14 protein-coding genes are annotated in these 20,962 nt (G+C 43.9%); 2 read left to right on the forward strand and 12 right to left on the reverse strand.

The window, feature by feature from the left end:
• Positions 1 to 2 precede the first annotated feature (2 nt).
• Positions 3 to 2,144, reverse strand: a complete 2,142-nt coding sequence (gene pta / locus ACYTPF_RS02945; protein WP_461851151.1) for a phosphate acetyltransferase — start codon at positions 2,142 to 2,144, stop codon at positions 3 to 5.
• 51 nt (positions 2,145 to 2,195) lie between these two features.
• On the reverse strand, positions 2,196 to 3,377 hold the full coding sequence (locus ACYTPF_RS02950; protein ID WP_461851152.1) for an acetate kinase: 1,182 nt from the start codon (positions 3,375 to 3,377) through the stop codon (positions 2,196 to 2,198).
• Between the two features lie 388 nt (positions 3,378 to 3,765).
• On the opposite strand from ACYTPF_RS02950, the gene ACYTPF_RS02955 reads away from it, so the two are divergent.
• Positions 3,766 to 4,215: an Hsp20 family protein gene (locus ACYTPF_RS02955; protein ID WP_461851153.1), complete on the forward strand. Its 450-nt coding sequence runs from the start codon at positions 3,766 to 3,768 to the stop codon at positions 4,213 to 4,215.
• Between the two features lie 110 nt (positions 4,216 to 4,325).
• Here ACYTPF_RS02955 and ACYTPF_RS02960 read toward each other — a convergent pair whose 3' ends face one another.
• From ACYTPF_RS02960 to dapB, 7 genes are all read right to left on the reverse strand, one after another.
• Positions 4,326 to 4,733, reverse strand: a complete 408-nt coding sequence (locus ACYTPF_RS02960) for a DUF3224 domain-containing protein (RefSeq protein ID WP_461851154.1) — start codon at positions 4,731 to 4,733, stop codon at positions 4,326 to 4,328.
• Between the two features lie 91 nt (positions 4,734 to 4,824).
• The gene (locus tag ACYTPF_RS02965; RefSeq protein ID WP_461851155.1) at positions 4,825 to 5,364 is read right to left on the reverse strand and encodes an NUDIX domain-containing protein; all 540 of its coding nucleotides are present in this window, start codon (positions 5,362 to 5,364) and stop codon (positions 4,825 to 4,827) included.
• Between the two features lie 61 nt (positions 5,365 to 5,425).
• On the reverse strand, positions 5,426 to 7,411 hold the full coding sequence (locus ACYTPF_RS02970; protein ID WP_461851156.1) for a methyl-accepting chemotaxis protein: 1,986 nt from the start codon (positions 7,409 to 7,411) through the stop codon (positions 5,426 to 5,428).
• 296 nt (positions 7,412 to 7,707) lie between these two features.
• Positions 7,708 to 8,184, reverse strand: a complete 477-nt coding sequence (gene greA, locus ACYTPF_RS02975) for a transcription elongation factor GreA (protein WP_461851157.1) — start codon at positions 8,182 to 8,184, stop codon at positions 7,708 to 7,710.
• Between the two features lie 117 nt (positions 8,185 to 8,301).
• Entirely contained in the window at positions 8,302 to 11,523 is a 3,222-nt protein-coding gene (carB, locus tag ACYTPF_RS02980) for a carbamoyl-phosphate synthase large subunit (RefSeq protein ID WP_461851158.1), read from the reverse strand.
• 13 nt (positions 11,524 to 11,536) lie between these two features.
• Positions 11,537 to 12,667 carry a glutamine-hydrolyzing carbamoyl-phosphate synthase small subunit gene (gene carA, locus ACYTPF_RS02985; protein WP_179982941.1) on the reverse strand — a complete coding sequence of 377 codons (1,131 nt, stop codon included), beginning with the start codon at positions 12,665 to 12,667 and terminating at the stop codon, positions 11,537 to 11,539.
• A 372-nt stretch (positions 12,668 to 13,039) separates the two neighbouring features.
• Complete coding sequence (gene dapB, locus ACYTPF_RS02990) at positions 13,040 to 13,843, reverse strand: 4-hydroxy-tetrahydrodipicolinate reductase (protein ID WP_461851159.1); 804 nt, start codon at positions 13,841 to 13,843, stop codon at positions 13,040 to 13,042.
• 392 nt (positions 13,844 to 14,235) lie between these two features.
• On the opposite strand from dapB, the gene ACYTPF_RS02995 reads away from it, so the two are divergent.
• Positions 14,236 to 14,931, forward strand: a complete 696-nt coding sequence (locus ACYTPF_RS02995) for a cytochrome b/b6 domain-containing protein (protein ID WP_461851533.1) — start codon at positions 14,236 to 14,238, stop codon at positions 14,929 to 14,931.
• A 172-nt stretch (positions 14,932 to 15,103) separates the two neighbouring features.
• Here ACYTPF_RS02995 and ACYTPF_RS03000 read toward each other — a convergent pair whose 3' ends face one another.
• The 3 genes from ACYTPF_RS03000 to ACYTPF_RS03010 form a co-directional block, all read right to left on the reverse strand.
• Positions 15,104 to 17,008, reverse strand: coding sequence for a propionyl-CoA synthetase (locus tag ACYTPF_RS03000; RefSeq protein ID WP_461851160.1), 1,905 nt, complete (start codon positions 17,006 to 17,008; stop codon positions 15,104 to 15,106).
• A gap of 207 nt (positions 17,009 to 17,215) precedes the next feature.
• Positions 17,216 to 19,792 (reverse strand): GGDEF domain-containing phosphodiesterase, encoded by a 2,577-nt coding sequence (locus ACYTPF_RS03005; protein ID WP_461851161.1) that lies wholly within the window; start codon positions 19,790 to 19,792, stop codon positions 17,216 to 17,218.
• Positions 19,793 to 20,247: 455 nt separating this feature from the next.
• The gene (locus ACYTPF_RS03010; protein WP_461851162.1) at positions 20,248 to 20,730 is read right to left on the reverse strand and encodes a c-type cytochrome; all 483 of its coding nucleotides are present in this window, start codon (positions 20,728 to 20,730) and stop codon (positions 20,248 to 20,250) included.
• Between the last annotated feature and the right edge of the window lie 232 nt (positions 20,731 to 20,962).

The raw sequence follows: 20,962 nt of genomic DNA on the forward strand, positions 1-20,962 counted from the left end.
CGTTATACATTGCCTGCAGCTTGTATTGCAGTAAGCGCAATTGTAAATACAATATCGTCAACCAATGCACCGCGACTTAAATCGTTAACGGGCTTTCGCATGCCTTGCAGCATTGGGCCAATACACACTAGATCGAAGCTACGCTGTACCGCTTTATAAGTGGTATTTCCGGTATTGAGGTCAGGAAAAACAAACACGTTTGCCTTACCAGCAACAGGGCTATTTGGTGCCTTGCTCTTGCCCACACTTTCAATGGCCGCAGCGTCGTACTGAAGTGGACCATCAATAAGTAAATCAGGGCGTAGCTCTTGTGCAATCTTAGTTGCCTCACGCACTTTCTCTACATCGCTACCTGCACCTGACGAGCCAGTACTGTAACTTATCATAGCTACCCGTGGTTCAATGCCAAACATTTGCGCCGATTCCGCAGACTGAATAGCTATGTCAGCTAGTTGCTGAGCATTGGGGTCAGGGTTAATGGCACAGTCGCCGTAAACTAAAACTTGGTCAGGCAACAGCATAAAAAATACTGACGATACTAACGAGGCGTTTTCAGCTGTTTTAATTAACTGAAGCGCTGGGCGAATAGTGTTTGCAGTGGTATTTACTGCGCCAGAGACTAGGCCATCTACGTCATCTTGCTGAAGCATCATTGTGCCTAAAGTCACGTTATCTTCCAGTAACTCTTTTGCAACCACTTCAGTAACGCCTTTGTGGCCGCGAAGAGCCACTAAACCTTCAACATAGTTATCTTTTATTTCACTCGGAGAAACAATTTCTACGCCATCGCTCAATACTACACCCTGTTGTTCTGCTACTCGGCGAATTTCTGTTTCATCACCAATAAGAACAGGTCGTGCTAAACCACGTTTTGCACAGATTGATGCAGCCACAACGGTTCTAGGCTCATTACCTTCTGGCAGCACAACGCGCTTGTTAACCTGTCTTGCGCGGTTAGTAAGGTAGAAACGGAACGCCGATGGAGACAGCTTCTTCTGGCGAGACACTTTTTGCGTTAGTGAGTTAACCCAGCTTGCATCTAAGCTTTCCGCTGTATGCACCATCACTTTTTCGATACGCTGGCTGTCATCAACCGGTACTTCTTGGTTAAATGCGTGAAGTGCTTGAGCTGTTTGCCATGTATTCGAATTTACTAGCATGACCGGCAGGCCGGTTTCCATAGCTTGACTGCATAATGCCATGATATTTTCATCGGGCTGGTAGCCACCCGTAAGTAATAGCGCGCCCAGCTTAGTACCGTTTAACGCTGCCAAACAGCACGATACAAACACATCACCCCGATCGCCTGACATCACAAGTAGCGCACCCGGTTTAAGGGTATGCGTCATGTTGTGAATTTCGCGCGCGCAGAAAGTAACGCTGCTTAATCTGCGTTCTGCTAGCTCGCCCTCGTTAAGCAAGGTTGCGTTAAGGTGCTTTGCTACGTCGGTAGCTCGGGGAGACACTAAATCTGCGCTCCAATCAACCGTACCAAGAAGGCTTAAACCTTTTTTGAAAATAGGCAAGTCACGTAATGCCTGTGTACGCTCTTCGTCGTGCTCTGGCGCTTCTATTGCACCGATATCGGCACGAAGTCGACCATGTTCATCAAACGGCGCGTTAACCTTGTTAAAGATGCAGCCAACCACTTTTTGACTTTTATGACCGCCATAGGTGTCTACAACAATTTCAAGGCGATGATTAATATCTGTCGTCGACTCGTTGCCAGGCACGGCCACAAAAACAATATCGGCATCAAGAGCACGACTAATTTCAAGGTTTAAACGCTCCGCATAGGGATGATGACGCGTGGTCACTAGCCCTTCTATGACGGTTACCGCTTCTTGAACGCTCTTTTCTTCAAACCGTTCAATAATTTCTTCTAATAGCTCATCAGTATTGTCGGTACTGATCATACGCTCAACGTAATCAAGCTCGAAAGGCTCAATCGGCGAGACACTGGCGTGGTGAGCAATGATCGCTGTAGAGCGCTCTTCCCCATTGTCGCCCTTTCTAGGCTGTGCCACCGGCTTGAAAAAATTAAGCTTTATACCTTGTTCTTCTATTGCGCGAACAAGACCCATGCTGACCGTTGTTAGGCCCACACTAGTGCCCACGGGGATCAACATAATTCTGCGAGACATAGTTACTCCTGCTATTGCCAACGCCCGAGCGTTGGCCTTGCTAGTTTGATTTTACGCGAAGGTCGCAGCTTCAGCTGCAATTACCCATTCTTCATTAGTAGGTACGACATAAACAGAGGTTGATGCTGTATCGGTAGAAATTTTTCCGCCTTGCCCAAATCGCGCATCAGTATTTCTCTGCTCATCAAGGCTAATACCAAAGTGAGCGAAATATCCCATTGTAGTCTCTCGAATAAGCGACGAGTTTTCTCCAATACCACCTGTAAAGACAATAGCATCTAGCGTCGGCACGGCTACCATGTAGCCCGCTATGTATTTAGCCAAGCGGTAACAAAAAATTTCGATTGCCAACAGGGCGCCTTCATGACCTTCTAGGGCAGCATCTTCTAGAGTTCTGCAGTCGTTGCTAAGTTCTGAAATACCTAGCAGACCTGACTGTTTGTTTAACAGGTCGCTAATTTCGTCTGCGGTTTTACCAAGCTTTTTCTGTAGTGTACCTGGCAAGCTAGGATCTAAATCACCACAGCGCGTGCCCATAACCAAGCCTTCTAAAGGAATGAAGCCAAGGCTGGTGTCTACCGCCTGCCCTTTTTCAATGGCGGACACGCTACAACCGTTGCCTAAATGCGCACTGATTATGCTTGTGTCTGAAACTGGTTTTTCAAGAATTTTCGCCATGCTATCGAGAATGAATTTATGGCTGGTTCCATGGAAGCCATAACGTCTAATGCCATGCTCACGATAAAGCGACATCGGTAAAGCATAGATAAAGGCTTTTTTAGGAAGTGTTTGAAAAAATGAAGTATCAAATACCACGACATGAGGCAAATCTGGGTACGCAGCTTGAGCGGTCACAATGCCTTTTAGATTAGCCATATTGTGAAGCGGTGCCATGCTCGCATAATCTTCTATTGCTTCGAGCACGCTATCATCTACAAGGGCTGCACCTTTAAACTTTTCACCCCCGTGTACAACACGGTGGCCAATGGCAATAGGCTGTACGCCTGTGCTTGCAATAATTTCAGAGATAGCGTTAAGTGCCTCGGTATGCCCTGCTTTTGCTGGCAATGCCTGCTTCTCTTTTTTACCATTTAGCTTAAAGGATAAACTCGCATCACTATTTCCCAACGCTTCTGCAATGCCAGAAAGACCAGCTTCGCCAGTATCGGCGTCGATAATGGCAAACTTTACTGAAGAGCTGCCACAGTTTAAAACAATAACTTCTTTTTTCATTTTTGTAATTTCAATTAAAGTGGTAAGACATTCTGTTTAACCAATTGTAGCATTTCTAAACAATTAGAGGGGTTAAACAATTGCTAAATGTTTTATAAAAATTATCGCATACACCTATTTTATATAGGGTTTTATGGCAAGCTTTCGCTTAATTACGCCTATCCACACTTGTTTTGAAATTTTTATCATTAAAATAATCATTAAATTTCAATAACTTTGAGATTTATTAAAACTATTTTTGAAAAAATTCAACTTTCTTTCTTGAAAAGTATTTGGGCCATTCCTATATATAATTTGTCGGCGCTGAACAGTCAGGTCGACAAAACCGCCGCCGCAAAGTCGGGGCATTTAAATTTTAAACATATTGCTTAATTTTGAGGATATGACTATGCGTACTATCGATCTATCTCCACTTTACCGTTCATTCATTGGTTCTGACCACCTAGCATCGCTTATTGATGCAGCTTCTCGTGCAGAGAAACAGAGCACCTATCCGCCGTACAATATCGAGCTGCTTGGCGACGACAAGTACAGAGTAACCATGGCGATTGCTGGTTTTAGTAAAGACGATGTATCAATTCAGGTTGAAGAGAATACATTAACTATTACTGGAACCAAGAAAACGGAAGCGGAAAACAAAGACAGTAAAGAACGTAAGTTCTTACATAAAGGTATCTCAGAGCGTAACTTTGAGCGTAAATTCCAACTTGGCGACCATGTGAAGGTGTTAGCTGCAGATATGGAAAATGGTCTATTACACATCGATATGGAGCGAGTCATTCCCGAAGCCAAGAAGCCTCGCCAAATAGAAATTGGTTCTCGCTTACTTGAGAGTTAATAAATAGTTTCTTGGTTTGTTTCCCAACTTTTAGCGGCGCCTTACGGCGCCGTTTTTTTTGCTTTTGTAAGCTGCAGATAAGCCTAATGCTAGCTTATTTTGTTTTAGCTTCAACCATTAACAGTTTCGACATCGTTTACTTCAAGCGTGTAATCAGCTTTACCTGACTCGCCAGACTTAAAGCTGCCTTGTAAGGCCTTGCCGGTGAGCTCTCCGGTTGCAGAATCTTTGATAGATTCGAAATCACTACTAGCAACACCGTTTTCAAACTTGCCTTTATGCTGAAAAGTAACCGTACCACGCAACCCGTTAATTACACCGACAAAAGTTTCAAAACCCGTAAATTGAGCTGACATTTGCGATTGATAAGACATCAAAAACTCAACACTCGATTCACCACTCATATCACCTGAATAGACCTGTTTGATGCTGGCTTGAGATACCTTAATTCCTTCTGCTCTTTCACTCAGCGTGTCTTCATCCCATTGCGTAATGGAGAAGTTTCCTACGATTGTCATGAATATCTCTTTTATATTAGCGTTATAGTAGATTTACCTACCCTAACCTCTAATGCAGAAAAAAGACAGCCTAAGAATTGTAACAGCGCGTTTAAATAAATCCTTTAAGCATGGCTAAACCTACTGCGTTACAGGTACTTGCATCCTTTATCTCTCCGTTGATGATTTTTTCCTTCAAGACAGTTAACGAAAGCGGAACAACCTGCAAATCTTCTTCTTCAACATCTAGTTTTTGTTCGCCTTGGGTCAACCCTTTAGCCACGTAAATATGGTACCCCTGATTACAAAAGCCGTATGCAAGATATTGGAAGCCGACATACTCCATTGACTCAGCGGTTAAGCCTGTCTCTTCTTTAAGCTCACCTTTTGCAAGCTGAACTGGATCAGCGTCGGGGTTGCTCTCCCATGCACCCTGGGGGAGCTCAAGCTGTCGCTCTTTGATGGTATAGCGGTATTGCTCAACCATATACACGGTATCGCCTTCAATCGGTAAAATAATGGCAAAGTCCGGCTTTTCCACCACACCATATATACCTTCGTTTCCGCTGTTGCGACGTATTTTGTCTTCTCTTAGGCGAAGCCATTTGTTTTCATAAACTACTTTTGAATCCAACGTCTTAATTTCTTCCAAAACCCTTCCTTATCTCTGCGTTTAGTTATTTATAACGCAAAGAATATTCAGTTGGAAATGCTTAATCTGCTTTGAAACCATCAATGGTGCGCTGCAGTAAGTCATTATTTTGCTGCATTTCATTAGAGAGTTCTGACAACTGCTCCGCAATGTAGAGTTCATGTCGAGCAGCTTCTTCCACAGAGACAACATCTTTAGCCACCTCTTCGGTAGTGACAGATTGTTGTTCAGCAGCAGAAGACATGCTGTTTGCCATACCTTCAAGTTCACTTGCTGCTTCTTTTACCTTTTCAGCGGTAGCTCGCCCCTCAACGGTAGTATCCATTGATGTAGATATTGAGCTTACGTTTTTATTAATGTCATTTACGACAACAACACTCGCCTCTTTTAAGCTAACTAAGAGTGATGATATTTTATCTGAAGATTCTCGGCTGCTTTGCGCTAACTTTCTCACTTCGTCAGCAACAACGGCAAATCCTCTTCCGTGATCACCCGCTCTCGCAGCCTCAATTGCTGCATTCAATGCCAGTAAGTTAGTCTGATCTGAAAGGGTGTTAATGGTCTCTAATATAGAGCTTATTTCGGTTACTTTTAGCTCCATCTGCGCCGCGTTAGTTTGAACGCCCCGAATGTCTTCTGACAGCACAGTCATGCTATTTCGTATATTGTCATTCGCTGCTAGTGATTGGTCTGCTAGTTCATCAAGTTTTTTACTTGCGTTTAAGGTATCCAAAGATGAGCTAGCAATTTCTCGACTTGTTACCGCTACCTCTTCAATCGCAGACGCTATATTGGCTGTAAGCTGTTGTGTATTTCCCGCGTCGCTTAACATTTCTGCACATGCCGACTCTAATTTTCCGGAAAGCCTTGTGCTGGTGCCAATTGACTGCCCTAACCCTCTGATAAGGTCACGAAGTGCCAAAATAGTAGTGTTAACAGAACGAGAAATTTCCCCTAACTCGTTACTCGTACTCATCGATACATCAATAGTAAGATCACCTTTTTGCGCAATCTTATCCAAGCTAGAAACCAATATGGTTAGTTGCTGGGTGATAATGCCTATCAATACTTTGTAAATAAGTGCGATAAATAAGGCCACAACGACAATTATAATAATAATTGCCGTTAACGAAGACTGAGCACTGGCAACATTACTGTAAGATTCTTGTTTGGCAGTATCAAAAACCTTACTAAGCACCGTTGCCACTTGACCTATTTGCGCTGTTGCTAGTTTGAACCATTCGCTATTGGCTGGCAGGGAAGAAAAATTTACATCTGTCGCGACTACGTTAGCAGCAATTGACTCAACCTGCGTCGATGTGGAAGACGACATGGCGTTCGCGAATTCGGTTTTGAAATCGCCGTTTAAACCGAGAGTTAGCTTTTCAGTTAAATAAGTAATATCGCCGGTATAACTGTTAATCTCTATTTTCGTATTAGGGTTAATACTTCGCTTGGCTAGTACAGCGTTTATCTTTCCCCTGCGTTGTCCGAGTCTTTCTTTTAGACCAGCTAATGTAAGCCCCTGAAGTAAATACTGTTTAGCATTTTTATCGCTGAGTAAAATCGTGAAGGCATTAGCGGCGTTTAAGGCTCTCTTGTTCAAATCACTGTAATAGCTAAACGCTTTGGCGCCATTTAACGAGTCGACCGCTTCCCGCATTGCAGTTTTATTGGTTTCGACGTCGACAAGCGGCTGCAATATAACGCCTATTCCTAAGTCTTCTGGCCACTTTTCATTGGAAATTGTTCTTAAGTTTTGAAAAGCTTCATCCGCCTTCTTTCGTTGACTTACGACCTTTTGTTTCGAATCTGCATTTGGGTTGCCTAAATAACCAGCGGTGAGCCCACGCTCGACGGCATGATGATGGGCAACTCGTTCTACAGCACTTATCATTGTGACGATACGTTCGTCTTGCTCTGCCGCTGACATATTATTCACAAGTTGACTAATATCTTTATATGCAAGAAACGCTATAGAAAGGAAAAGGGTGCCTGTTCCTAACAGTGTAAGCTGTACGACGGACAATCTATTGAAAATGGTCAAGGCTTTGGCCTCCATTCCGAGCGTTTAAATACTGAACCTCATACATAGATTTCGCTTAGCGAGCGCGTAAAAAGATCCCGTTAATAAGAACTAATACGTTTAAAGTATAGGCATCAAATAGGAAATGGAGATTTTTTGTTCTAATAAATTAGTCTAAATTAGGATAGTAATTGCCAAGACAAGGCTATTAAAAATGACGTAAATGACAGAGGTGGAATATTTGTGATAAGCAGATGATTATAAAAAAGTATGGCTTGAATAAAGGTCAGCAGCCTTGCGCCACTGACCGATAGTAATTAAATATACTCAACTTCGATGATTTCAACTTCAACAGCACCAGCCGGCGTTTGAATAGTTACCGTATCATCAAGATCTTTACCGATAAGACCGCGAGCGATAGGCGAATTAACTGAAATTAAGTTGTTCTTAATATCAGCTTCATCATCGCCAACAATGCGGTAAGTTGTTTCTTCATCGGTATCAACGTTTAAAATGGTAACCGTAGTGCCGAAAATAACTTTACCGGTATTTTCCATTTTAGTTACGTCAATAATCTGTGCATTTGAAAGCTTACCTTCGATATCTTGAATACGACCTTCACAGAAGCTTTGCTGTTCACGGGCAGCGTGATATTCAGCGTTTTCTTTCAAATCACCGTGCTCACGTGCTTCGGCAATAGACTCGATAATACGTGGGCGTGTTTTTGTTTTAAGCTCATTTAATTCGTCACGCAGCATTTGAGCGCCGCGCGCTGTCATTGGATACTGACTCATGAATACCGTCTCACTTAGCTAGTAATTTAAACAGAAAAGTGCGCCGCGAAGGCGCACTTTTAATTGGTTCACACAAATGTAATATTGCTAGGATACCTCGTATCCTAGCGTATGTCATTAGTGTTTGAGTCTAGCGTGTAGTTCTTGAACTGATGCCACTTTATTGCGGTCATCTGCAGACTTAGCACGGATAGTTGCAAACGCAGCGTTCATTGTCGTGGTGTAAGTCACCTTATTCACCAAGGCTTCACGACGAATGTATACTGAATCTGTGATGGCTTGACGACCTTCTGTTGTGTTGATCAAGTAAGCGTATTCGCCGTTCTTGATAGCATCAACAATGTTAGGACGACCTTCCGACATTTTGTTCACTACAGTGCTCATGATGCCTGCATCGTAAAGCTCAGTAGCGGTACCGCGGGTAGCTTCAATGCTAAAGCCGGCTTCTACCAACGCTTTTGCCAGTGCAATCATACGAGGCTTGTCGGTATCACGGACTGAAATAAGCGCTTTACCTTGCTTTGGTAGTGGCGCACCCGCACCTAAGTTAGCTTTAGCATAGGCTTCTTCGAAGGTATCGCCAACGCCCATTACTTCACCCGTAGAACGCATTTCTGGACCTAGCAGTGGGTCAACACCTTGGAACTTAGCAAATGGCAGAACCACTTCTTTCACAGAGTAGAAAGGTGGAATCACTTCTTCTGTTACGCCCTGCTCGGCTAGGCTAACACCTGCCATTGCTCGTGCTGCAACTTTAGCGAGAGGTACACCCGTTGCCTTTGACACGAATGGAACAGTACGCGCTGCACGAGGATTAACCTCGATAAGGTACACTTCACCATCTTTAATCGCAAACTGGGTATTCATCAAACCGACTACGCCAAGCTCAAGCGCCATCGCTTTTACCTGCTCGCGCATAACGTCCTGAATGTCTTTTGGTAGCGAGTGCGGTGGCAGTGAACACGCTGAGTCACCTGAGTGGACCCCGGCCTGCTCGATGTGTTCCATGATGCCGCCAATTACAACCTCTTTGCCATCGCAGATAGCGTCGATATCAACTTCAATAGCGTCGTCTAGGAAGCGGTCTAGCAATACTGGCGCGTCGTTAGACACTTTAACCGCTTCGTTTAGGTAACGCTTAAGGTCTTTGATGTCATACACAATTTCCATTGCACGACCACCTAGCACGTAGCTTGGGCGAACAACCAGTGGGAAGCCAATCTCTTCAGCCATAGTTAGCGCTTGCTCAACGTTTGTTACGGTGGCATTTGCAGGCTGCTTAAGATTAAGCTTGTTCACCATTTGCTGGAAACGCTCACGGTCTTCAGCACGGTCAATGGCTTCTGGTGAGGTACCGATTACCGGTACGCCAGCTGCTTCTAGGGCACGAGCAAGCTTAAGTGGCGTTTGACCGCCATACTGCACGATTACGCCTTTTGGCTGCTCTTTAGCAACGATTTCAAGTACATCTTCCAATGTTACTGGTTCGAAATACAAGCGATCAGACGTGTCGTAGTCAGTTGAAACCGTTTCAGGGTTACAGTTAACCATAATAGTCTCGTAACCGTCTTCGCGCATTGAAAGCGCCGCGTGAACACAGCAGTAGTCGAACTCGATACCTTGACCAATCCGGTTTGGACCGCCGCCCAATACCATAATCTTTTCTTTGTCAGTCGGCGCTGCTTCACACTCTTCGTCATACGTTGAGTACATGTAAGCCGTGCTGGTAGAGAATTCTGCTGCACAAGTATCTACACGCTTGTAGACAGGAGAAATACCAAAACCGCGACGAGTCTCACGAATATCGCTTTCTGCCACTTTGGTAAGTTCAGCAAGACGTGCGTCAGAGAAGCCTTTACGCTTAAGTGCGCGCATAAAGTCAGCGTCAATACCTGGTAAACCAAGCTCAGATACTTTAGCTTCAAGAAGAATCAAATCTTCAAGCTGTACAAGGTACCAGCGGTCGATATTAGTAAGGTTAAATACCTCTTCAACCGTCATACCCATGCGGAATGCATCACCGATGTACCAAATACGCTCTGCGCCAGGTTGACGAAGTTCGTAAACCACTTTGTTGCGTGATTCAGGGTCTTCAAGGTCAACCATTGGATTAAGGCCTGTCGCACCTACTTCAAGACCGCGAAGGGCTTTTTGTAGTGATTCTTGCTGGTTACGGCCAATGGCCATCACTTCACCTACAGACTTCATCTGGGTAGTTAGACGGTCGTTAGCACCGGCAAACTTCTCAAAGTTGAAGCGTGGGATCTTAGTTACTACGTAGTCGATAGACGGCTCAAACGACGCTGGCGTTAGACCGCCGGTAATGTCGTTAGCCAGTTCGTCTAACGTATAGCCTACCGCAAGTTTTGCAGCTACTTTCGCAATCGGGAAGCCCGTTGCTTTAGAAGCAAGCGCAGATGAACGCGATACGCGAGGATTCATTTCGATGATAACCACACGACCAGTTTTCGGATCTACACCGAACTGTACGTTTGAACCACCGGTTTCAACACCAATCTCGCGCAATACAGCCATAGCGGCATTACGCATTAGCTGGAATTCTTTGTCAGTCAGGGTTTGTGCTGGAGCAACTGTGATTGAGTCGCCGGTATGCACGCCCATAGGGTCGAAGTTTTCGATAGTACATACAATAATGCAGTTATCTGCTTTATCGCGTACTACTTCCATTTCGTACTCTTTCCAACCTAGCAAGGATTCATCGATAAGAAGCTCGTTGGTAGGAGAAAGGTCTAAGCCACGGTGACAAATTTCATTAAATTCATCAATGTTGTACGCTATACCGCCGCCGGTTCCACCCATGGTGAAAGACGGACGAATGATACAAGGGAAGCCGATGCGGCTTAGTACATCGTGCGCTTCATCCATGCTGTGCGCGATTTCCGCACGAGGACATTCAAGGCCGATGTTTTTCATTGCTTTGTCAAAGCGCTCGCGGTTTTCTGCTTTATCGATTGCATCTGCCGTAGCACCGATGAGCTCACAACCGAACTCTTCTAGTACGCCGTGCTTGTCTAGCTCAAGCGCACAGTTAAGTGCAGTTTGCCCACCCATTGTAGGTAAGATGGCATCTGGACGTTCTTTTTCGATGATCTTGCGAACCACTTCCCAGTGAATAGGCTCGATGTAAGTTGCATCTGCCATTTCTGGGTCGGTCATAATGGTTGCTGGGTTAGAGTTAACCAAAATAACACGGTAACCTTCTTCACGAAGGGCTTTACACGCTTGCGCGCCTGAATAATCGAATTCACAAGCCTGGCCAATCACAATAGGGCCAGCACCAATGATAAGAATACTTTGTATGTCGGTACGTTTTGGCATAGTTGGCTAATTCCTACTGCTTGTGTTGTTCAATAAGTTCAATGAAGTGGTCGAATAACGGCGCCGCTTCATGAGGACCTGGACTGGCTTCAGGGTGACCCTGGAAGCTGAACGCAGGCTTGTCGGTGCGGTGAATACCCTGCAACGACTTGTCGAACAACGAAATGTGAGTTACTTCTAGGTTATCTGGCAAGCTAGACTCGTCAACAGCAAAACCATGGTTTTGGCTGGTGATCATAACTACATTGCGCTTAAGGTCTTTAACCGGGTGGTTTGCACCGTGGTGACCAAACTTCATCTTCACTGTCTTTGCACCACTTGCAATAGCAAGTAGCTGATGACCAAGACAAATACCAAATACTGGCGTACCGGTTTCGACGATAGTTTTAATAGCGGTTACTGCATAATCGCATGGCTCTGGGTCGCCCGGGCCATTTGACAAAAATACACCGTCAGGATTCATAGCAAGCACATCTTCTGCAGGCGTTTGCGCCGGAACCAGGGTTACTTTACAACCACGGTCAGCTAGCATGCGAAGAATGTTGTTTTTAACACCGTAGTCATAAGCTACAACATGATATTTGAACTCATTTGGTGTTACGTAGCCTTTGCCAAGTACCCAACTGCCTTCGGTCCATGTTTTTGGCTCAGTGATGCTCACTACTTTTGCCAAATCCATGCCTTTAAGGCCAGGGAAATCTTTTGCTTGCGCTAGTGCGCTAGACTCGTCTAATTCATCAGAGCAAATAATGCAGCCATTCTGTGCACCTTTGTCTCGCAAGATACGCGTTAAACGGCGAGTATCTATATCAGCAATACCCACAACGCCTTTCGCTTTAAGGTATTCAGACAAAGTTTGCTGTTGACGAAAGTTACTAGCAACAAGAGGTAGGTCACGGATGATTAGACCTTTCGACCAGATTGTATCTGCTTCGACGTCTTCTTCGTTAGTGCCGGTGTTGCCAATGTGTGGATAAGTAAGGGTGATGAGTTGTTCAGCGTAGGATGGGTCGGTGAGAATTTCTTGATAGCCGGTCATGGAAGTATTAAAAACAACTTCCCCAACGGCGGAGCCTGTAGCGCCTATCGCCGTACCTTTAAAAACAGAACCATCCTCTAACACCAAAAGGGCAGAATTAGCCAAGTCAACCTCCAGATTAAGGATAACTATGTGTTTGTGCAGTTTTTTGCACAAACCCCACAAAAAACGGGAGTTATTGATAACAATACATCCCGTTTTACGATCTTTGCAGCTAATAAAACCGCACTCTTCAGCCGTTTTGACGGCTTCAAAATACGAAATTCTGGCAAATTCCGGCGAGTATACATCACTGACCGAAAATGGCAAATTTATTTGTAATAATTTACTAAAATAACGCTTTTACCACCTTTTTTGCGCAGAACCACCGAAAGTGCGGCTTATTGCTCATTAAAAGTGCAACTTTAGTTTAACACTTTAATCACGTCTTAAAGTTTGCGTAAACCCAAACGGTTTCTCACCAACCCTAATAAACGCTTATAGCTTCAAATCTAGAACATCAACCATGGAGTATAGACCAGGTTGCTTTCCATACAACCACTTTGCAGCATGCACAGCACCTTTGGCGAAAGTAAGGCGGCTTGATGCTTTATGCGTAATTTCTAAACGTTCACCAATATCCGCGAATAATGCGGTATGCTCGCCGACGATATCTCCGGCCCGTACTGTTGCAAAGCCGATTGTGCCTTGATCACGTTCAGGCTCTTTTCCTTCTCTGCCGTATACAGCACATGTTTTGAGGTCACGACCTAATTCGTCGGCAATAGCTTCACCAATAGCCATGGCGGTGCCTGAAGGCGCATCTTGTTTAAACCTGTGGTGAGCTTCGGTAATTTCGATATCTGCCGTTTCTCCTAATACGCTGGCCGCTTGACGAACTAGCGAAAGCATTAAGTTTACGCCCACACTATAATTAGCAGCGAAAACAATAGGAATGTGCTTTGCCGCTTCATCTAACGCTGCTAACTGTGCATCGTTCAAACCGGTAGTACCGATTACGACAGGCATATTGTTTTCTACACACCATGCTAGGTTACTTTCAATCACCGACGGCAAAGTAAAGTCGATCATCACATCGGCGTCGTTGCCGCCCAAATTCGAAAGCGCAGTGCAATCGATGTCTTTTTTACCAATACCGGCCAGCTCACCTACGTTTAAGCCAACCCAAGGCGAATCATCGCGTACTGTAGCAACGCTAAGCTCAGCATTGTCACTTAAATCCAACGCTTCGACTAATACGCGCCCCATACGCCCATTGGCGCCAAATAATCCTACTTTCATTTTATAACTTTACACTTTTATTAACCTTCAACTATCAGGCATTTTGCCAAATGCAGGTACTATTGCAATGTGAGATTCATATTAAATACGCATAATTAGAAACCAATCGCCCCCGCTCCCCTTTCGCTTAACTAATTTACTCTAAATACAATGTACAAAAGTATTGGTTCAAACTTCATCTGGTCAGCAATAGGCTAATTAGTTGCGAGACATTGCTCGATAGCTTTTAAGATAAAACCTAATATTATGTAGTTGGGCTTTCTTGTGTTAACCGGCAAATTGGGCGACGCTATGGCTTAGATTTAATGACCTAGGTCTATTCAACTTTCTAAACACTTTTCGACGTGTACTTAAGCTAAACAGACCTACACAAAGCGTGAAATAAAATGAAGATGCAGAAAACCCTTGTTTGGGACCTACCCACCCGCCTTTTTCATTGGCTTATTGTCGCGAGCCTATTAGCCCAATATGCCACGGTTGAATGGCTAGAAAACAAAGTCCAGTGGCACTTCTATATAGGGTATTTCACCTTATTTCTTATCGTTTTCCGCCTAATTTGGGGAGTAGTTGGTACCCGACACGCTAGATTCAGTAACTTTGTTACTGGCCCTAAAAAGGTTTTTAGCTATGTAAAGACGCTTTTTAACAGACAGTCAGAGCCCGCTATTGGACATAACCCGCTAGGCGGCTGGTTTGTTATTGTTATGCTTGCGCTGTTGGCCGTACAAGCCATCTCTGGGCTATTCATGACAGACGATATTTTCTTAGACGGCCCCTATCGACAGTTAGCCAGTGAAGAAACATTAGATTTGATGAACACTCTGCACCACCTTGCATTTGATGCGTTACTTTATGTCATCGCATTGCACATAGGCGCAGTTATTTTTTACAGCATATATAAAAAACAAAAATTGGTTCCCGCTATGGTGCACGGTAGTAAAGATTCGCTGAAAGAGCCCAAAACCGCAGGTATCGCGGACTCTCGTCTGTTACGCGCACTTATTGTGGCGCTTATCGCTGCGGCGTTCGTTTATGTAGCAATTGAAGTCTATCCACCAGAACCACAAGTAAACGAATTTTACTATTGAGCTGCACGACAACCTTTTGTCACGCACTAACAGCTTAACGAATGGTAGCGCTATAACAGGCGCATTATTTCAATAATAAAGGGGCGAGAAGCCCCTTTATTGTCTAAAGAAAAAATCGTTAGAAAGTACGCTTAGCGTTGTCGCTTTTACCTATTTCCCGCTTACTTTTTCATCATATGGCAGCTGGTTCACGAACTAATCCTTTATCTCGCATTATCGATTCTATTTCTTCTACGCTTGACGGATCATCAATAGTTGAAGGGACGGCGACAGTTTCGTTGGCGGCGATCTGACGCAGTAGTTTTCGAAGTATTTTACCAGACCGGGTTTTCGGTAAACGATTCACGACTATTGCTCGCTTAAAACAGGCTACTGGGCCAATTTTATCGCGAACTCGCTGAATTAAGTCCTGCTCTAACGCTTTTTCATCCACACTCACACCATCTTTTAGAAGGACAAGCCCAACCGGTAGTTGTCCTTTCAACGCATCATTAATTCCTATCACACTGCACTCGGCAATATCTGGGTGCGCCGCAAGCACTTCTTCCATTTCACCGGTAGACAAACGGTGACCGGCAACATTAATAACATCATCGGTACGCCCCATAATAAATACGTACCCGTCTTCATCTACATATCCGTTATCTCCAGTACTATAATACCCCTCAAATTCGCGTAAGTAGCCATCGACAAACCGTTGATGATCTTGCCATATAGTAGTTAAGCAGCCTGGGGGAAGTGGTAATTGAATGGCAATAGCGCCCTTATCGCCTATTGCTTGAGGTGCATCGGGCCCTTTTAACACCTTAACGTTAAAGCCTGGTGTTGGCACACTGGACGAACCCGGTTTTGTCTTCATTGGTTCAAGCCCCATTGGATTCGAGCAAATAGGCCAGCCAGTCTCGGTTTGCCACCAATGATCGATAACGGGTACGCCCACCTTCTCACTTGTCCAATAGTACGTGGGCGGGTCGAGCCGTTCACCCGCCATAAACAAAGTACGTAAACTCGATGTGTCGTACTTTGATAAAAACGTCCCTTCGGGGTCGGCTTTTCTAATTGCTCGAAACGCGGTGGGTGCAGCAAAAAGTACATTTACCTTGTGAGTTTCTATCATCCGCCAAAACGCGCCGGCATCTGGCGTACCAACGGGCTTACCTTCGTATAATACAGTGGTTGCACCTTTTATAAGCGGTGCATAGACAATATAAGAGTGACCGACGACCCAGCCGACATCCGATGCAGCCCAGAATACGTCGTCTTTACTGGTATCGTATACGGCGCCCATTGAGTAGTGTAAAGCGACTGCATGACCGCCGTTATCTCGAACAACGCCTTTGGGCTTTCCAGTTGTACCTGAAGTATAAAGAATATAAAGAGGGTCAGTTGCATCGACGGCGACGGGAGAGGCAGGCTCGCTATTTTCAGCTAAAGTATGCCAGTCGTAATCAGTATCTTTATTTAATTCAGCAGTTAATTGTTCTCGTTGAAACAATATGCATGCCTTAGGCTTGTGCTCTGATATATTTAGCGCCTCATCTACAAGGGGCTTATAGGGCAAAACTTTACTGCCCTCTATGCCGCAGGACGCTGTAACAATAGCCACTGGCTTCGCATCATCTATTCTTACAGCAAGCTCATTCGCTGCAAAACCGCCAAATACCACCGAGTGCACCGCTCCTAATCGAGCACATGCAAGCATTGCGATTGCCGCCTGAGGGATCATTGGCATATAGATAATAACGCGATCGCCTTTCTCAACACCTAGGCGAGACAAGCCTCCAGCAAACTGTGCCACATCAGTAAGTAGTTCGTTGTAGGTAAAATGCTGGGTAGTTTGCGTAACAGGTGAGTCGTAGATAAGTGCGTTTTTTTCACCACGGCCATTGTTAACGTGATGGTCCAGCGCTAGGTAACTGGTGTTGAGCTGCCCTCCTCTAAACCAGTCATAGTAGCCACTATCTGTTTTTTGGCATCCCTTCTCTGGGCTCTGAAACCACGCTATATTGCGAGCTTGTTCCAACCAAAAATCATCTGGATGTTGAGTAGAGGCAATGTATTCATTTTTATAAGTCATATCCATGTCCTGATTAGGGTTTAACTCTACCCTACTTCAGTTCAATCAGACCTGCTTATAAGACTTATGGCGTAGACCAGTTAACAACTTGATTTACATTAATTTAAAATTACAGTTACACTTTCAAGTGCAGTATAATATTTTGAGTGAGCAACCAAATACGTATCGAGTTGAAAGTATTTGCTGTTTAATATCCCTCACTGATAACTAGTTCTGAGCGTGGCCAACCTTATTGCGCCAATCAGTTACGCTCATTGGCTTATCTAAATAATAGCCTTGGAATGCGCTACATCCACAAGCCTTTGCTTCGTTTAATTGCCCTGTGGTTTCTATGCCTTCTGCCACGGTATCGAGCTTCAACGCCCTTGCCATGTTGCAAATATTTGTAACAAACACGTTTTTTTCTTTTGAATCTTCTATTGCTTCAATAAAAACTTTATCGACTTTGAGCTCATTAATTGGAAGCGCTTGCAAAGAGTTAAGGTTTGAATCACCAATACCAAAATCATCAATAGATAAACTAAAACCTTGCTGGGCTAAATCCTTAACTCGACGCTGTATTATGTTGACGCCTTTTATCAATGCGCCTTCTGTCAATTCAAGCTTTAGACACGTGTGTGCCACCCTCCACCTATTCACTATTCCTACAAATTTGCTGACAAAGTCAGCGCGCGCTAAATGCTTCGCACTAATATTAATTGATAGCTTAGTGTCTATACTCTTCGCGCGGCATTCGCTTAATAATTTACAGGCTTCATTACAAACCCATAACCCAATATCCGCAATGAAATCGTTCTGCTCGGCAATAGGAATGAACTCTGCTGGCGTAACGACGCCAAGGTGAGGATGGTTCCATCTAAGCAACACTTCAGAGCTTACTAGGTTTCCTCTATTACAATATTGAGGTTGAAGCTCTACGAATAACTCATTGTTACCAATAGCTCTATTTAAAGAATGTTTTATATAGTTATAGCGGTCTATATCGCTGCCATTAATATGTGAATAGACGTGCTCTCTCTCATCGTTTAAATAAACAATATCGTCATTTATTGCCTTTCTAGACATTAGCGCTTTTATTTTTTTATATGAAAAGTGCTTTGGTGGGATAGCACAGCTAACTGTCTTGGTTTCGATAACCAGTGAACTATTGTGTAAAGTGATAGGAACCAACACGTTATCTCTGAGATAGTGAACACATTGCTGGGCAGCATTTTTCGCCGAATGGTCATCCTTAAAGAAATCGTTTAAGTGAAGAATAAAATTGCCGCGGTCGTATTTAAATACCCTCACGTCAAGTTGCCTATTAACCTCAAAAGTACGAACAAAGCGACTAGCTAATATACGAAGGATATAGTCAACCGTGGGTTCTCCAAATGCGCCTTCATACTCTTTAACATTGACTATGCTAACTCGGAGAAAAACAGAAAGCGTCTTCTCAGACGTTGCCAATGCAGCTTTATCTAAAAGGTATTGCTCGAAATGATAAAGGTTCGATAAACCAGTCAAAGCGTCAGTTAGCGCTAACTGTTTAAAGCGGTCTACTTCAAAATGCAAGTTTGAAACGCTTCGTATGCTTATAATGACCAAGTCTTGGTTATGTACCTTGGATGCTTTTAAGCTTACATCGCACGCTATTCTCTTGCCATTTTTATGACGTATGCATTCGTTTATGGTCTCGACCTCACAGCAACGTGCAACGCCTTCGTCTAAATTTAACAAGTAGGATGGCACATCACTATTTTGAACCTTTGTCGCTAGAAGTTTAATATCTTGCCCTATTAACTCTTCCGGCTGAAACCCCAATACAGAAACAACTTGTTCGTTTGCCGACAGTATGGTGCCATTCTTATCAATGCTGAGAACCACGCTATCAACACCGTTTAAAATACTTGCTAGATAGTCTGTATAATTGTGTTGCGAATCAGATAGTCTCTGAGTTTCCGTTTCGTCCTGCACAACACCATATAAGCGAGTGAGTTTTAAACCCAAATTAGCTTGATGCTCAACTTGTAAAAATACGGTTAGCTTTATATTTTTAGTTCGCCCTTGTTTATCGGTAATAGTAAGATGCTTTGCAAAATGTCTTTGTTTTTTAATCGCTTTGAGAATTCGTTGCTTAAGGTTATCTCTGTCTTCAAATGAAATAACTTCGAGCACATCTTGTAGGTTAACGCTTTTGGAATGTAGCAGTCCCAGCAGACTTTTCATGACTTGAGTTGAAGAAAACGCGCCGGTGAACCTGTCTATTTGCCACGCCCCCACTTTTGAAATAGCACTCACCTCTTCAAGGAGTGACAACTGCTCTGATAACTTATCTGAATAGGGATGCCGGGCAAGCTCATACAGGTAGTTTAATTCCACCTTCTGGCGCAGAATATCCACGTAGGTATGTTGATGTCCCATTAAGTTGCTATTTCTCACGAACGTAAGCACAACCCCCAACACGTTATTTTGCATGTCTTTCACCGATGCCACAACGACATACTGTTCACGAAAATGCTCAAGTGATTGGGGTAAGGTAAATTCTCTTACAGGTAATGGCGCGCTCATCGGTGTTAAAGGCAGCATGAGTAGTGTATGGGGCGGGAAAACGATGTGATGTGACTCGATTTCTGAGTGTTCACTATCGCTTGCAATAACGGTGGCGCGACCACTATTCGGGTTTACTGAAACCAACAATATACACGGTGAATCTATTTTACTCCTGCTTTCAGTCAATAACGCAGAAATACTATTTTGCGTTGTGCGCATTGTGGAAAGCATACGCTCACTGCGTAAATCCATCTAATCAGTTCCTCGAAAACAATAAAACTCGCATACAAAAGCGCCTCCTCCATTGCTTTAAACCGGTAGGTGGAGTGTTGTCTTACGCTTTAACGCTGCGTTATTTTCCAACAGTGACACGTTACCTTTTTTCAAAAATGCTTTTTTAAGTGCATTCGTAGGTAAGATACTTATTGTGAATATAGGTTATTATTACGTCCATATTTTATTTACATAACATAGACAAAATCTGTTCAAATTTCCAGCAAATTATAAACAGTGCATATGTAAATTCGATTAAACTGATGAGACGGAAGGGAATAGTGTGATAACTGGCGTCTGTTACTTGTCACAGTTTTGTAAAACAATAATTAGAATATTAGCAAGTATGAGCACGACTATTGAAAGATTGGGGGGCTGGAAGAGGCAGTGCTGTTAAGTAGTGATGGAACACTTACCTCAACAGCACCTAAAATTTAGTCTTTTTTATAGTCATCGTGGCAAGACTTACAGCTTGCACCGATTTTACCGATAGCTCCGCGATACGCGCTCTCATCACCTGCATCTACTGCAGCCTGTAGACCTTGTGCGGCCGTTTTAAGTGCCATCACTTTCTTTTCTACATCTGAGAAGTTTTCCCAAATTTCATCTTTCGCACCAGTCTCTACGTCAAATTCACGCGTATCGACAGCTAAATAGTCGCCCATCATGTCAGCAAGGTGCTCAAGACGTACAGCGTTGGTTTGCATTACGCTTTCATCGAATGGAAGCGCGCCTTTTGCCATACCACCCAACGGGCCCATGTTACTGCGAACTAATTGAAAAACCGCTTGGCGGTACTGAGTTGCTGCTTTAGCGTGTTTTTCAGAAGAAGCTTCTGTTACCTCAGCTAACGCTGAACCTGAAATCACTGCGCCAACGGTAGCTGCTACGATCATCGCTTTATTGAATAGTTTCATGCCTGTTCCCTTTTTTAATTACCGGTTATCTACTTTTGCGTATGCAGATATTTTACCTTTTACTTATAAGCCTATCGTGACGAATAGTTCGTTTTAGCGCAAGAAATTTAACGGTGAACAAACGCTTTCAAGGGATTAGCCGCGCGTAACCTTGGTTTTAACAAATATTCGCCTAACAGAGGCACGAATGATAAAGGGACACCCACTTACTTCACCTTTACAAAGTACAGGT

The organism is Alteromonas sp. HB246098 (genome assembly GCF_054890645.1).